Annotated in this window: 14 protein-coding genes; 7 read left to right on the top strand and 7 right to left on the bottom strand. The window is 60.1% G+C overall.

Features of this window, described 5'->3' with window-relative positions; genetic code table 11:
- Window positions 1–15: 15 nt before the first annotated feature.
- From DFT_RS19165 to DFT_RS19150, 4 genes are read right to left on the bottom strand one after another with little or no spacing between them, the layout of a single operon-like run.
- On the bottom strand, window positions 16–1,011 hold the full coding sequence (locus tag DFT_RS19165) for a vWA domain-containing protein (protein ID WP_054032873.1): 996 nt from the start codon (window positions 1,009–1,011) through the stop codon (window positions 16–18).
- A gap of 7 nt (window positions 1,012–1,018) precedes the next feature.
- Window positions 1,019–1,546, bottom strand: coding sequence for a DUF4381 family protein (locus DFT_RS19160; protein WP_054032872.1), 528 nt, complete (start codon window positions 1,544–1,546; stop codon window positions 1,019–1,021).
- Complete coding sequence (locus DFT_RS19155) at window positions 1,543–2,433, bottom strand: DUF58 domain-containing protein (protein WP_054032871.1); 891 nt, start codon at window positions 2,431–2,433, stop codon at window positions 1,543–1,545. The genes DFT_RS19160 and DFT_RS19155 overlap by 4 nt, the downstream gene beginning before the upstream one ends.
- Before the next feature lie 59 nt (window positions 2,434–2,492).
- Complete coding sequence (locus DFT_RS19150) at window positions 2,493–3,473, bottom strand: AAA family ATPase (protein WP_235506278.1); 981 nt, start codon at window positions 3,471–3,473, stop codon at window positions 2,493–2,495.
- 267 nt (window positions 3,474–3,740) lie between these two features.
- On the opposite strand from DFT_RS19150, the gene DFT_RS19145 reads away from it, so the two are divergent.
- Together DFT_RS19145 and DFT_RS19140 are read left to right on the top strand one after the other, a co-directional pair.
- Window positions 3,741–4,781 (top strand): prenyltransferase/squalene oxidase repeat-containing protein, encoded by a 1,041-nt coding sequence (locus DFT_RS19145; protein WP_200907100.1) that lies wholly within the window; start codon window positions 3,741–3,743, stop codon window positions 4,779–4,781.
- Between the two features lie 5 nt (window positions 4,782–4,786).
- Window positions 4,787–5,509 (top strand): acyltransferase, encoded by a 723-nt coding sequence (locus tag DFT_RS19140; RefSeq protein WP_054032870.1) that lies wholly within the window; start codon window positions 4,787–4,789, stop codon window positions 5,507–5,509.
- Between the two features lie 78 nt (window positions 5,510–5,587).
- On the opposite strand, the gene DFT_RS19135 is transcribed toward DFT_RS19140, so the two are convergent.
- Together DFT_RS19135 and DFT_RS19130 are read right to left on the bottom strand one after the other, a co-directional pair.
- A complete protein-coding gene (locus tag DFT_RS19135) occupies window positions 5,588–6,778 on the bottom strand; it encodes an MFS transporter (protein ID WP_083453649.1) in 1,191 nt (396 codons plus the stop codon).
- Window positions 6,779–6,979: 201 nt separating this feature from the next.
- The gene (locus DFT_RS19130; RefSeq protein ID WP_054032869.1) at window positions 6,980–7,426 is read right to left on the bottom strand and encodes an Hsp20/alpha crystallin family protein; all 447 of its coding nucleotides are present in this window, start codon (window positions 7,424–7,426) and stop codon (window positions 6,980–6,982) included.
- A 285-nt stretch (window positions 7,427–7,711) separates the two neighbouring features.
- Here DFT_RS19130 and DFT_RS19125 point away from each other — a divergent pair, with 285 nt between their 5' ends.
- The 5 genes from DFT_RS19125 (at window position 7,712) to recD2 (ending at window position 14,284) form a co-directional block, all read left to right on the top strand.
- Window positions 7,712–8,164, top strand: coding sequence for an Hsp20/alpha crystallin family protein (locus tag DFT_RS19125; RefSeq protein WP_054032868.1), 453 nt, complete (start codon window positions 7,712–7,714; stop codon window positions 8,162–8,164).
- A 113-nt stretch (window positions 8,165–8,277) separates the two neighbouring features.
- Complete coding sequence (gene lon / locus DFT_RS19120) at window positions 8,278–10,626, top strand: endopeptidase La (RefSeq protein WP_054032867.1); 2,349 nt, start codon at window positions 8,278–8,280, stop codon at window positions 10,624–10,626.
- Window positions 10,627–10,741: 115 nt separating this feature from the next.
- Window positions 10,742–11,494: a septal ring lytic transglycosylase RlpA family protein gene (locus DFT_RS19115; RefSeq protein ID WP_054033006.1), complete on the top strand. Its 753-nt coding sequence runs from the start codon at window positions 10,742–10,744 to the stop codon at window positions 11,492–11,494.
- A gap of 4 nt (window positions 11,495–11,498) precedes the next feature.
- The gene (gmhB, locus tag DFT_RS19110) at window positions 11,499–12,089 is read left to right on the top strand and encodes a D-glycero-beta-D-manno-heptose 1,7-bisphosphate 7-phosphatase (RefSeq protein ID WP_152972084.1); all 591 of its coding nucleotides are present in this window, start codon (window positions 11,499–11,501) and stop codon (window positions 12,087–12,089) included.
- Window positions 12,090–12,091: 2 nt separating this feature from the next.
- Window positions 12,092–14,284 carry an SF1B family DNA helicase RecD2 gene (gene recD2 / locus DFT_RS19105; protein WP_161807206.1) on the top strand — a complete coding sequence of 731 codons (2,193 nt, stop codon included), beginning with the start codon at window positions 12,092–12,094 and terminating at the stop codon, window positions 14,282–14,284.
- Here the strand turns inward: recD2 and DFT_RS19100 are convergent.
- A complete protein-coding gene (locus tag DFT_RS19100; RefSeq protein WP_054032865.1) occupies window positions 14,270–14,722 on the bottom strand; it encodes a DUF1178 family protein in 453 nt (150 codons plus the stop codon). The two genes, recD2 and DFT_RS19100, sit on opposite strands and share 15 nt — an antisense overlap.
- Between the last annotated feature and the right edge of the window lie 111 nt (window positions 14,723–14,833).

Genomic DNA, 14,833 nt, shown 5'->3' with positions numbered 1-14,833 from the left:
GTGTCACTTGCCCGATTACGGAATATCCAGATACCGCGTATTTTTTAGCACAATCCACAGTGCCAGCAAAGCCAATGCCGGGACGAGCAGATAGCGGTACAGCTCGTTGTGTTCGGCGAAGCGCGCCACCTTGGCCTCGCTCTTTTCCAGGGCGTCGATGGTGGCGTAGATTTTTTCCAGTGCCGCCGTATCCTGGGCCCGAAAGTAGGCGCCGCCGGTGGCGTCGGCGATCTGTACGAGCGTCTCCTCGTCCAGATCCACGTTCTGATAGACGTAGCGCTGCCCGAAGATGGGATCGTCGACCAGAAAGGGCGCCCGCCCCTCGCCGCCGACACCGATGGTGTAGATTTTGATCTCCTTCTGGCGCGCGATATCGGCCGCGGTCTGCGGCATCAGCTCGCCGCTGTTGCTTCGGCCGTCGGTGAGCAGGATGATGATGTGGGTGCGGCTTTCGATATCGGCCAGCCGCTTGATGGAGATACCGATGGCATCGCCCACGGCCGTGGCGCGGCCGGCCGCCCCGATCTCCAGCCGATCGAGCATAGCGGCGATCGTCTGGTAGTCGCGGGTCAGCGGCAGCTGGGTATAGGCCTGGCTGCCGAACACCACCAGGCCGATGCGATCGCCGTGTCGGCGGGCGATGAAATCGTTGACCACGCGCTTGACGGCTTCCAGGCGGTTGACGATGCGGCCCTCCTGTTTGAAGTCGAGGGCGGCCATACTCTCGGACAGGTCAACAGCCAGGATGATATTGATGCCCGTTTCACTGACCGTGGCGCGCTCGATGCCGTACTGGGGGCGGGCCAGGGCGGTGATCAGCAGGAGCAGGACCAGATAAAAGAGCAGGGGCAGCAGGCGATGCACCCACAGGCCGGCGCTGGGCGGCAGGTCGCCCACCGGATCCACACCCGAATGCCCCAGGGCCGGTGCCGGGTGCCTGCGGCGATATGCGGCCACCAGGGGGATCAGGATGATCAGGAGCAATGCATAAGGGGTTGCGAAACGGAACATGGTCGTTCTACCCATCTTTCCCGTTCGATGCCGCTTCCACGGCTGCCGGCGTGGTGCGCTTCACGAACTCCCCGGCAAACACCAGGTCCCGTGCCATGTCATCTTCCCGCGCCGGCGCGTCGGCAAACTTTATCGGCTCGCAGCGTCGGCACAGCGCCTTGAACTCCTCGCGCAGTTCCCGGTCCACCGGTAGCCGGTCCACGCCGGGCAGCAGCTCTTCGAGGGTCATCTCCTCGGCCGGCAGGGTGAACCGCCGTGCCACGTAGCGGCGCAAGATGGCCGAGAGTCTGAAATAGAACAGCTTGCCGCCGAGGCCGATTTCGGCCGCGAGCCGTTCCAATTCGGCCAGGGCCTCCTCTTCCGGAGGGATGGCCGGTGCCGAGTCCGGCGCTCCATCGGCTTTCCGGCGGAGTCGCCACCACCACCATGCCAGCAGAACGGCCGCCGCCGCGCCGAGCGCCACCAGGCCCCAGACCCACCAGCGCCAATCCGGCCCCATCTCCAGGGCGGGTTTGATGTCGTAAATATCCTTCATCGCCGGCGTCTTTCCCGTACACGGAAATAGCGGGCCAGCACATCGGCGGTCGATGCCGCAGTGCTGATGTCGATGCAATCCATGTTGGCGGCCTTGAATTCGTTTTTGACGTGTCGATGAGCCTCTGTGCGCCGCTCCTCGTATCTGCGGCGGGTGGGGCCGTGGGAAGCGTCCAGGCGCACCAGGCGGCCGCTCTCCAGTTCTCTCACCGTCACGATACCGCCTTCCGGCAGGGTGAATTCGCCCGGATCGCTGATCAGGATATGGATCAACTCATGCCGGCGGTTGACCGAGCGCATCTGCCGATCCACTACGGCGTTGCCGCCGGTGAGCAGAAAGTCGGAGATGACGAAGGCCACCGAACGCTTGCGGCAGACGCGGCCCAGAAAGCCGACGGCACCAGAGATGTCGGTGCCGACGTGTTGCGGCGTGTGGGTGAAGATCTCCTTGATCACCCGCCAAACATGGCCGCTGCCCTTTTGTGGCGGTATGTAGCGCTCCACCTGGTCGGTGAAGAGAATTGCCCCCACTTTGTCGTTGTTGCGGATGGCGTTGAACGCGAGGATGGCCGCCGTTTCGGCTGCGACCGCCTGCTTGGGGGCCGCCTGGGTGCCAAAGCGGCCCGAGGCGCTCAGATCCACCAGCAGCATGACGATCATCTCCCGTTCTTCGCGGTAACGCTTGACGAACGGCCGCCCGAGCCGGGCCGACACTTTCCAGTCGATGCTCTTGACGTCGTCTCCGGGCGCGTATTCGCGCACCTCCTCGAATTCGATGCCCGCGCCGCGAAAGGCCGATTTGTACTGGCCGGCCATGAGGGTATTGACCGTCCGCCCGGTGCGGATGTGAACCTTCTTGATCTTTTGGATGATGTCGGCTGGCACCATGTCGTCGATCCGTTGTTGTGGGTCCGGTGTCGTGCGTCCGGGGTTCTCGCCGCTCGGCCTTACGGTACCGGCACGGCCTCGAAGATGCGGGCGATGATCTGGTCGGTGGTGATGTCCTCGGCTTCGGCCTCGTAGGTCGGTATGATGCGGTGCCGGAGCACCGACGGGGCGATGGTTTTGACATCCTGGGGGGTGACATAGGCGCGGCCGTGCAGAAAGGCGTAGGCGCGGGCGGCCATGCTGAGGAAAATGGTGGCCCGCGGAGAGGCGCCGTACTGGATATAGGACTGGATATCGATGCCGAGCCGTTCGGGTCGGCGGGTGGCAAATACCAGGGCCACGATGTAGTCGCGCAGTTTGTCATCCATGTAAACGGCAAGAATCAATTGGCGGATGCCCTCGATCTGGTCGGGCGTGAGCACGGCCGATACCTGAGCCGGCGATTCGAAGCCCACCCGCTGCATGATCTGTTTCTCCTCGGCCGGGTTCGGGTAGTCGATGAGCAGCTTGAGCATGAACCGGTCCACCTGGGCCTCGGGCAGGGGATAGGTGCCCTCCTGTTCGATGGGATTTTGAGTGGCCAGCACGAGGAACGGATCGGCCAGCTTGAAGGTGGTCTCCCCGATGGTCACCTGGCGCTCCTGCATGGCTTCGAGCAGCGCCGATTGCACCTTGGACGGCGCGCGGTTGATTTCGTCGGCCAGGATGATGTTATTGAACAACGGGCCCTTTTTTATCACGAAATCGCCGGTTTTGGGGCGATAGACCTCGGTGCCGATCAGGTCGGCCGGCAGCAGGTCCGGGGTGAACTGGATGCGCTTGAAATCTGCCTGCACCGTATCGGCCAGGGCCTTGACCGCGCTGGTCTTGGCCAACCCGGGCACCCCTTCGATGAGGATGTGCCCCTTGGTGAACAGACCGATCAGCAGACCTTCGATCAAGGCCTGCTGGCCGATGAGGACCTTGCCGATTTCATTGCGGATCTGATGGATCAAGGCATGTTGCGCTTCGATGCGGCGGGTCAACTCTTCCACGATCATGATGCTCCTTGTGTCAAGTGCCGTGACGCTGCGGTTCCGCAGCCTGGTGGATGATGGCTTGGCTAAGTTAGAAAGATCGCCCGACCTTGTCAAGTGATCCATCTTTGTCACTGAATTGAGACATCTCCTTCCTTTGTCTCATAAATTATGAAACATATAGCGCACTTTTGCCTTGTGTTGGGTGCCGTCTTTCCAGTATGTTGCCCATCGTTTGATGGAAGGTATCCCATCACTGGACCGATTCCATTATCAAGGAGAGCTCCTTTAGTGACACCACGCTTTCACAACGTTGCCGAACAGCGGGACCTGGCCGTCGATCTCTCCGCCCCCCTGGATCTCATCCTGCAGCTGCAGCAACCCGATGGCGCCATTCCATGGTCGATCGGAGACAAAGTCGATCCCTGGGATCACGTGGAATCGGCCATGGGGCTGACCATCTGCGGCGCCCTGGACGCCTCGCGCCGGGCCTTCGATTGGCTGCGCAACACTCAGATGCCCGATGGGAGCTGGTACGCCGCCTACACCAACGGCCGGCCCTCGGATCGCACCCGCGAGACGAACCATGCCGCGTATGTCGCGGTGGGTGTCTACCATTACTATCTGTGCACCGCGGACCTCGACTTCGTGCGCCGGATGTGGCCCACGGTCCGACGGGCCATCGACTTCGTGCTGCACTACCAGATGCCTTCCGGCGAGATCTATTGGGCGATCAGCCCCGAGGGACGGGTCGATCGCATGGCGCTGGTCACCGGATGCAGTTCTATTTGCTTCAGCCTCAAATCAGCGCTGGCCCTGGCCCGCCTGGTGGATGTCGATCAACCCCGGTGGCGTAAGGCCCTCGCTTTACTTCTCCAGTGCCTGAAGGAAAAGCCCCATCGATTCAACACCACCAAGGCCCGGTTTTCCATGGACTGGTTCTATCCAATTCTCAGCGGTGTGGTGACCGGTCCGGCTGCCCAGCAGCGCGTCGACAAATACTGGAAGAAGTTCGTGGTCCAGGATTTAGGGGTGCGTTGCGTCTCCGACCGTCCCTGGGTGACCATCGCCGAAACCTGTGAACTGGTGTTGGCCCTCGAGGCCATGGGCAATCATCAACAGGCCGACATCCTGTTCCGCTGGATTTGCGACCACACCTTCGACGACGGCACCTTCTGGTGCGGGTTCACCTTCCCCGACATGGTGATATGGCCCGAAGAGAAGATCTCCTGGACCAATGCGGTGGTCATCATGGCCGCGGACGCACTGTATCGTTTGACCCCCGGTGCAGACATCTTCTCTCATGACCACTGGCGCGATATGGATGTTTAGTTGCCGTGCGTAAAGATTATCGACCATATGCCCTGAAAAAGGGGTGGTTGAAGTTTCAGAAATTCTACACCCACCATTTTCTGGAACCTCAATTCAATTCGCTGGGCAAGGGATTCGCTTTTCTCGGACCGTGGCATGTGCAGCTGTTCGGCGGGCCGATTGACGTGGGGGCCTATTCGACCTTCATCGCTACGGCCGATCGAAAGGTGCGGCTGTCGGTCTGGCCGGAAAGCTACGACAAACAGGGGCACATCCGCATCGGCGATTATGTGCTGATCTGCCCGGGCGTGCGGATCAGTGCCGCCCAGGAGATCATCATCGAGGACAACTGCATGCTGGCCAGCGGCGCCTATCTGACGGACAGCGACTGGCACGGCATCTATGACCGCGTCACGGTGGGTCCAGCCCAGCCGGTGCGGTTGTGCAGGAACGTCTGGATCGGCGACAGCGCCATCGTCTGCAAGGGCGTGACGATCGGCGAAAACAGCATCGTCGGGGCCGGCGCCATCGTGGTTTCCTCCATCCCCCCCAACAGCGTGGCGGCGGGCAATCCGGCCCGGGTGGTCAAAACACTCGACCCAAACGAAACGTTCAAAACACGCCAGGACTGGTACGCCGATCCGGCCCGGCTGGCACGCGAGTTTGTCAAATGGGAGCAGGCCGTTCTCAAAGGCAACACCTTTTTCGGCTGGCTGCGACACCTGGTGTTCCCCCGGCGGGATGGATGACGCCGCCGGCGAAGGACTACTCTTCCCGGATCATTTCGCATCCTGCGCCATGGGCGCGAAGAGAAGCCTGGTTGAAAATCATGACCGGCGGCTGTCCGGAATCTTAAGCTCTCCTCCATCGGGATGACGGCTTCGGAACCTTTCGTACGCTGCGAAAATCAAACCACCCACCAGAGCGGCCACCCCGCTGAGCGCAAAGAGGCCCTGGGCGCCGAGGGTCTTGTACAAGGCCCCACTGAGAAAGAATCCCGCCATCAGGCCGAGGCCGTAAGTGACGGCATTGTTGACCGCCTGGCCCAACGTCTTCGCATCATCGGGCGCGAGCGAGTCGATATGCAGCACGCTGGCCATGTGAAAGGCGCCGTAGGTGACGGCATGGAGCAGTTGCAGGGCCAGAATGGCGACCATGGATTCGGCTTCCCACAACCCGAACCAGCGGATGACCGCCGCGGCGAAAGAGACGAGCAGCACCGTTTCGTAGCGAAACCGTCTGAAAAGGCGTTCGGAGAATAGCATGGCCAGAATCTCGGCGGCCACCGCGACCGCCCAGGCCACGCCGATGAAGAAGCTGTCGTAATTCAATTCGGCCAGGTGGATGGAGAAAAAATTGTAGTATGCCCCGTGGCTGAGCAGCATCAAAAAGGCGCATGCCAGAAAAACGCCCACCTGATGGTTGAGCAGGTGACGCCAGTTGCCTCCCCCGGGGTGCGGGCGCTCCGCCCTGGTTTTCGGAAATCCCAGGGCGACCAGGGCTTGCAGCCAGGAGCCGGCCAGGATCAAGGCGAGAATGATTTTGACGCCATATTCGTCGATGATCCTGCCGAGGATCAGGACGATGATGATGAAGGCGATCGATCCCCACATTCGCATTCGGCCGTAACGCTGCTTGTTGCGGCCCAGCACCTCCATGGCGAACGCTTCGAGGAAGGCGATGAGGGGGGCGTAGAAGATCCCGTAGAGGACCGTGATGGCCAGCATCCACCAGAAATCGGTGGTCATGAGAAAGAGACCCCAGGCGGCGGCGCTGATGAAGTTGCACCCGATGTAGATCCGGCGCCGGGCGTGGAGGCGGTCGGCCAGAACGCTCCAGAAGAGCGAGAAGACGATCAAGGTCACCGATCGCATGCCCGAAAGGGTTCCGATTTGAAAGCCGCTGAAACCGAGCTGGTAACAATAGAGATTGAAAAAGGGCAGGTGCATGCCCATGGTGCCGAAGTATAAAAAGTATTGAGAGGCCAGTATGCCGCGGCCGTTTGCGTGTTTTTCCATGGGGCGCATGATAAGCAAAGCGAGTTGAAAGTGCAACAGCGGATCACCGGCACCAGGGACGCTTAATGGATGGGGATTTTATGCGAAGCAGGTCATCATACCGGGCGGTGTGCAGGACGGGCGCCACCTTGACCGCCGGGCACCTTCATTGGAGGAGAGGTGCCCGGCCGCGGACGATCAGGTGATTGCACGACCGGGCGATTAATCGATACTGACGTTGATTTTCTTTGATTTTTCTTCTTCGGGCTTGGGGATGTGAATGGTCAGCACACCGCTTTTGAACGACGCCTTGATGTTCTCCGGCGCGACCGGATAGCGCAAGTTGAAAGAACGAAGGAAGGTGCCGCACGTCCTTTCACGGCGATAATATTTTTCCTCGCTGACGGTGGGTTCGACCTGCCTCAGGCCTTGGATGGTGAGCAGGTTGTTCTTGACCTCCACGGTCACATCGTCTTTTTTGACGCCCGGCAGGTCCACCTGGATCGCAACGCCATCGTCGGTTTCAAAAATATCCACCAATGGCCGCCAGGCGCAGACCGACAGGTCTTCCTGATCGGTCTTTTGGGGAAAGGCATCCTCGAAAAGCCGATTGATGCGATCTTGTAATGCGGACATGTTTCTGAAAGGATCCCACCGTATCACCGTCATGACCCCACCTCCTTGTGTGTATCGCCAATTGCTTGAACATGTGCCCATTTTAATCACCTCGATCCGGTTGTCAACACGACCCTGAGGCAGCGCAACTACCGGTCATTTCGGGGGATTACCTTTACAAAGCAGCGCGGCGATGTTATTTTACGGTCGTTTTCGTCGATTGTCTAAACGTACAAGCGTTTTAAGTCCTCAGCAACCAGGTCGCGGTTTCCAGCCAGGGCGTGTGAACGCGCTGCAGGGCGCGACCGACACCCGCACCGTTCACGGAAGGAGTCAACCATGGACTATGTCAAAATCCGATTTGGTGATGAGTTCAACCGCATCGGGTCACAGCTTGAAAGGACGTTGCAGGATATCTTCAGGACCCGCTCGGTGGGTCCCATGTTCGCCTGCAAAGACTGTGGTTGGGTACCCCAGGTGGATATCTACGAAACCGGTAAAGAGGTCTTTATCTGGGCGGAATTGGCCGGTGTGGAAAAAGAGGACCTCGAGGTGGAAGTGAACAGCAAGGCGGTGCGCATCTCGGGTCGGCGCAAGGAGTTGACCAAACCGGCCGACGGGGCCTATCGCCTCGCCGAAATTCGTTATGGAAAATTCGAACGCATCCTGCACCTGCCTTCCCCGGTGGATACCGAAGTCGTTTCTTCGCATTTCTCCAACGGTTTTTTGAACGTGCGCATGCTCAAGCTTCAAACGAACAAGACGCATAAGATTCCGATCAGCGATGGATGATCGCAACGAATCGTCAATAGCAAGGCGGGCCGGCAGGTTCGGTCCATGTCCAGCGGAAAGCAGGTGAACTTATGAAAGCACGCGCACCCCACGCCGACGATAAGGAGGTTTTGATGGCCGACAATAAGCCACCCGTTGATTATAGCGCAGATAACCTACCTACAACTTTGCCCATATTGCCACTTTACGATGCCGCCTTGTTTCCAAAGATGGTATTGCCGCTGGTGGTGATGCAGGGGGAATCGATCAAATTGGTGGATGAGGCCATGTCGCGCGACCGGATCATCGGATTGGTCGTCTCCGCCAAGAAGGAAAATGCCCGTCCCGATAGCGAGGAGGACCTGGCCGGGATCGGATGCAGTGCCTTGATTCTGAAAATGGCCAAGACCGAAGACAACCGCGCCCAGATGCTGGTGCAGGGTCTGAGCCGTTTCCGGATCAAATCCTATATCAAAGAAAAGGTCTATCTGCAGGCCGAGGTGGAGCACTTCGACGACATCGAGCACCAGGACGATGAATCCCAGGCGCTCATGGCCAACGTGGTGAAACAGTTCGCCCGCATCGTGGAGCTCTCGCCGGGTCTGCCGGCCGAAATCGCCCAGATGGCCAACACCATCAAAGAGCCGGGCACATTGGCCGACATGATCGCCTCGACCATCAATGCCACCGCCGACGAAAAACAGCGGGTTTTAGAACTGCAGGACGCCACCCGGCGTCTCAAGCTGGTGACCAAGCTGGTCAATCACCAGCTGAACATTCTGGAATTGGGAAACAAGATCCAGTCCCAGGTCAAGGGCGACATGGACAAGCGCCAGCGCGAATATTACCTGCGCCAGCAACTCAAGGCCATCAAGGAAGAGCTGGGGGAAACCGAAGAGACTGGCGTGGAGATCGAGGAATACCGCACCAAGATTCACGAACGCGGCCTGCCGGAGGTCGCCGTCAAAGAGGCGGAACGTGAACTGGACCGTCTGGCCAAGATGCATCCCTCATCGGCCGAGTATACCGTCTCTTCCACTTACCTGGATTGGCTCACCGAGTTGCCCTGGAACACGAGCACCGTAGACAATCTGGATATCAAAAAGGCGCGCAAGGTGCTGGACGACGATCACTATGGCCTGGAAAAACCCAAGCGGCGCATCATCGAATATCTGGCGGTGCGCAAGCTCAAGCCGGACTCAAAGGGCCCGATTCTCTGCTTCGCCGGCCCCCCGGGCACAGGCAAGACCTCTCTGGGAGCATCCATAGCCAGAGCCCTGGGGCGCAAGTTTCATCGCATCTCCCTGGGCGGCGTGCGCGACGAGGCGGAAATCCGAGGGCATCGGCGCACCTATGTGGGCGCCCTGCCCGGGCGGATCATCCAAGGGTTGCGGCGCGTGGGTTCCAACAACCCCATCTTCATGCTCGATGAAATCGACAAGGTGGGCAGCGACTTTCGCGGCGATCCCTCTTCGGCACTGCTCGAGGTGCTCGATCCGGAACAGAATTTCTCCTTTTCGGATCATTACCTGGACGTGCCCTTCGATCTGTCCAAGGTGATGTTCATCTGCACGGCCAATGTGCTCGATACCATTCCTTCGGCCTTGCGCGACCGCATGGAGGTCATCCAGCTGGTCGGTTACACAGAGGATGAAAAGATCAACATCGCCCAGCGTTATCTGGTCCCGCGCCAGCGCAAGGAGAACGGGCTCAAAGCCAACCAGATCACCTTTGCCGTGGGGGCGATCCGCAACATCATCTCCGGATACACCCGGGAGGCGGGGCTGCGCAACCTCGAGCGCGAAATCGGCACGGTCTGCCGGGGCGTGGCCACGAAGGTGGCCGAGGACAGCATCAAGAAAGCATCGATCAAGGCGTCGGATCTGGCCGAATACCTCGGGCCGGTAAAATTCACCTCCGAGGTCAAGGCACGCATGAGTACCCCCGGCGTGGCCATGGGGCTGGCCTGGACGCCGGTCGGCGGCGACCTGCTCTTTATCGAGGCTACGGCCATGAAAGGCAAGAAGGGCCTCACGCTGACCGGCCAGTTGGGGGATGTCATGAAAGAGTCGGCCACGGCCGCACTGAGCTTCATCCGTTCCCGTGCCAAGGAGCTGAAGATCGACGATGATTTTTTCGACAGCCATGACATCCACATCCATGTGCCGGCCGGTGCGATTCCCAAGGACGGCCCCTCGGCCGGCGTCACCATGCTGACGGCCCTGGTCTCTCTGCTGACCAACAGGAAGATCCGCAAGGACCTGGCCATGACCGGGGAGATCACCTTGCGCGGCCAGGTGCTGCAGGTGGGCGGCATCAAGGAAAAGGTGCTGGCCGCGCACCGCGCGGGCATCAAGACGATCATCATGTGCAAGGAGAACGAGAAAGACCTGATCGATATACCGGAGAAGGTGAAAAACGACATCACCTTCCATTTTGTGTCGAAAATGATGGATGTGCTGAAGATCGCTTTGGAAGAATGACACGAAGACAGTTTTAAGTGTAAAGTTTTAAGTGAAGGAATGATAGCGATTGGACGATTTGAGTTGCTTTGAGCGGCGTGACGTCGAATGGGGTAAGGTGTATTCGCCATTTCACATGCAATTGCGACGTGCCGTTTTAATCCTGGCGTTGATAGTGCCTCTGGGGCTGCAGGCGTGTTCCACTTTGCCGTCGCCGTCCCAGAGACGTCCGACGGAGGTGCCCGGCCAGCCCAAGCCTTATCGGGTCTACGGGGAATGGTACCAGCCGCTTTCCCATGCCCGCGGATTCGAGCAGGAGGGGGTGGCCTCCTGGTACGGCCACGAGTTTCATGGCCGCAAGACATCCAACGGCGAGATCTACGACATGCACGCCATGACGGCGGCGCACAAGACCCTTCCCCTGGGCACCTTCGTTCGCGTGCACAACCTGAACAACAATCGCACCCTGGATGTGCGCATCAACGACCGGGGGCCGTTCGTGCGCGGGCGCATCATCGATCTCTCCTATGCGGCCGCGAGCGAGCTCGGGGTGGTGGGGCCGGGAACCGCGCCGGTCAAGATCGTGGCTCTGGGCGCGCCGGTCGAATCATCGGCTTCGGGGCAAGCCACCGCCTATCGGCCCATGGACTACTATTCCGGCAATTTCACCTTTCAGGTGGGGGCATTTGCTGAGCGGACCAACGCCGAACGGCTGGTTCAGCGGCTGGACCAGATTTACAAAAACGCCCACATGGTGCCCTATGACGATGGCGTGCGCACCTTCTACCGGGTCCGGGTGGGCCTGAGCACCGAACTGGCCGAGGCCGAGCAATACGAACAGCTGTTGCGGCAAAACGGATACCCCGAAACCTTTATCGTCGCGGAATAGGAGGTTGGCGATCGCCGCACAGCTCAAAAAGGTGATTTTCCTGGACCGCGACGGCGTGATCAACCGTGATTCGCCCGACTACATCAAAACCTGGGACGAGTTCCAATTCCTGCCGGGCAGCCTCGAGGCCTTGCGCCTGTTGAGCCAAGCCGGTTTCCGTCTGATCGTCATCACCAACCAGTCGATCATCGGTCGGGGCATGGTTCCCCTAAGGGTGCTCGAGGAGACCCATCGGAAGCTGAAAGCCGCCGTGTCCGCCACGGGCGGCGACATTCTCGATATTTTCTATTGTCCCCACCGGCCCGATGAAGCCTGCGATTGCCGCAAACCCGCGCCCGGTTTGATTCAACAGGCCTGCCGGCGATACGGCATCGACCCGGTCGACAGCGTCATGATCGGCGACAGCGTCAAGGATATGCTTTGCGGTTGCAATGCCGGCTGCGGCACCACCATTCTGGTGCGCACCGGCAACGGCCTCCGGGCAGAAAAGGAGCTGGCCGAGCTGCATATCCGTCCAGACATGGTGGCGGCCGATCTCCTGGATGCGGCCCGATACCTTCTTGGCCGCGCCGTTTCACCGGACGGTCGGCGATGACCATGCCAACCCCACCCGCCGCCCATCTGGAAGGCCAGATCGAGCGCGTCACCTTCCGCAATCCCGACAACCATTACATGATCGCCCGGTTTCGTCCTTCGGACCATGGCAACCTGGTGACCATCCTGGGCCATCTGCCCGAGCCCAGGCCGGGCGAAACCCTGCGACTCACCGGTACCTGGCGTCACCACCCGCGTTACGGTGAGCAATTCAACGTGTCACAATTCGAGGTGCTGTTGCCTTCGGGGATCGAGGAGATACGGCGCTACCTCTCGTCCGGGTTGATCCAGGGCATCGGTCCCAAGACCGCGGAGCGTCTGCTGAACCACTTCCAGGCCGATACGTTGACCGTCATCGAAAACGATCCCGACCGACTGGCAGAGGTGCGCGGCATCGGACCGGAGACCGCCCGCCGCATCGGCGAGGCCTGGCGCGCCCACCATCATGTGCGGACGTTGATGGCATTTTTACAAACCCACGGCGTCAGGCCGGCCTACGGCGCCCGCATCTACAAGACCTACGGCCAGGAGGCGCTCTCCATCCTGCAATCCGAACCTTACCGGTTGGCCGCCGATTTGCCGCGCATCGGGTTTTACATCGCCGATGCCATCGTGCGCGGTTCCGATCTGACTGTGGACGAAGCCGAGCGGGCCAGGGCCTGTCTCAATTTTCTCATCGAGGAGGCGGCCGAAGAGGGCCACATGTTCGTCCCTCGCCAGGCGTTGGTCGAACGGTGCTGTACCGCTTTCGACCTCGATTTTCACACCGTGGCGTCCGCCTTGACCGAGATGGCGGCCGACGAGCGCCTCGTGGTCTGCACCGACGCGCCGGATGAACCGGTGTACCTGGCCCCGCTTTATGACGCCGAGGTACAGATCGCCCGCCGGATCCTGGCCAGGCGCGACATACCGGTGTCCCCGCCGCCTGTGAATGCCGACCAGATCATGGAGACCGTCGTCAGACGGATGGCCATCCAGTTGTCCGACACCCAGTTGTCCGTGCTGCAAAGCGTCATGAACCAGCCCGCGGTCATCATCACCGGTGGTCCGGGAACCGGTAAAACCACGTTGATACGCGCCATCGCTGCGGTTTTCGAAGCCGTGGGCCGGGACTATCTCCTGGCCGCGCCCACCGGTCGGGCGGCGCGCCGCATGGCCGAGGTGACGGGACGGCCTGCCGCCACCCTGCATAAGCTCCTTGGTTTCAATTTGAGCGAGGGGGGATTCGAGCGCGACCAGGACGATCCCCTCGACACCCAGGCCCTGATCGTCGATGAGGCCTCCATGGTGGACGCCCTTCTGATGGGGCACCTGCTCAAAGCGTTGCCCCTGCAGGCCCGTATCATCCTCGTGGGGGATGTGTTCCAGCTGCCTTCGGTCGGGCCGGGAACGGTCCTGGCCGACCTGATCCAGGCCCATGCGGCCGCCACTTATGAGTTGAAAAGCGTGTTCCGGCAGTCCGCGGAAAGTCCGATCGTCGCCGGCGCCCACCAGGTGCGCCTGGGCTGCATTCCCCGATGGGACCCGGCGGCCTCGGAAGCCACCCTCCAACCCTTTACCTTTATCGAAAGAGGCACGCCCGAGGAGACCGCCCGCACCATCGTCGATTTGTGCGCCCGCCATATTCCGTCACAAACCGGATTGGACGGCGTGCGCCAGGTGCAGGTATTGACCCCCATGCACAAGGGCGTGGCGGGCACCTTGCATTTGAATCAGGTGCTCCAGGCGGCGCTCAATCCGGGTGCGGCCCAAGGGCAACCCATGGGCGGCCGTTTTTACCTGCGCGACAAGGTGATGCATCTGCGCAACAACTATCAGAAGGAGGTATTCAACGGCGAGATCGGCACCATTTGCCGGATCGATGCGGAGGCGCGGCGCTTGACTGTCGAATATGACGGCCGCGAGGTGGATTATGATGAGACCGATCTGGATGAGCTCTCCCTGGCCTATGCCATCTCCGTGCACAAATCCCAAGGCTCGGAATATCCGGCCATCGTGGTGCCGCTGGTGACCCAGCATTATGTCATGCTGCAGCGCAATCTGCTCTATACCGCCCTGACCCGGGCGCGGCAGATGGTGGTGCTGGTCGGGTCGCCCAAGGCCGTGCGGGTTGCCGTCGAAGCCGACCAGCCGCGCAGACGGCAGAGTCTTCTGTCATGGCGGCTGGGCGCTGTGGAGAATTCAATCGGATTCTGATTCGGAAGAGGACGGGGGTGCAGGTTTTTCTTCGCCGGCCGGGAACTTAAAGAACTGGACACCTTCCTGGCGCAATGTTTCCTCCTCCTGACTGGTGCTCACGCCGCGGATGTTGCGTGGCTCGGTGACGCCATAGTGGATCTTGAGCGCCTCCTTCGCGAAATCGGTGCCCACATTGTCGAAGTTTTGTTCCACATAATCGGAAATGGCGCGCATGATGATCTCGGCCTCGGCCGGCGTTTTGGATTTGAAGGTCGTCGGTTGCGGGTTTTTGATGCCTTTGATGGCGAAGGTCGACGGCAGGCGGGTGATGGCCGTATCGTTACACATCGGGCAAGCGATCAAGGCCTGTTTGTTCTGTTTTTCAAAGGTCTTGGCATCTTCAAACCAGCCTTCGAAACGATGGCCGTTTGAACATTGCAAATCGTAGGCGATCATCCGGGTTCCCTTTTGTACTGAAATTAAAAATAAATTAGCATAATATGGGCGCTAATCAAAGAAATTATTGACAGAAGCTCAATTTTCATCAAAGAATACGGACCATTCCGG

Source organism: Desulfatitalea tepidiphila, assembly GCF_001293685.1.
Classification (GTDB): Bacteria; Desulfobacterota; Desulfobacteria; order Desulfobacterales; family Desulfosarcinaceae; genus Desulfatitalea; species Desulfatitalea tepidiphila.
The sequence above is the reverse complement of the archived record's forward strand: the minus strand, read 5'-3'. Positions and strand labels throughout refer to the sequence as shown.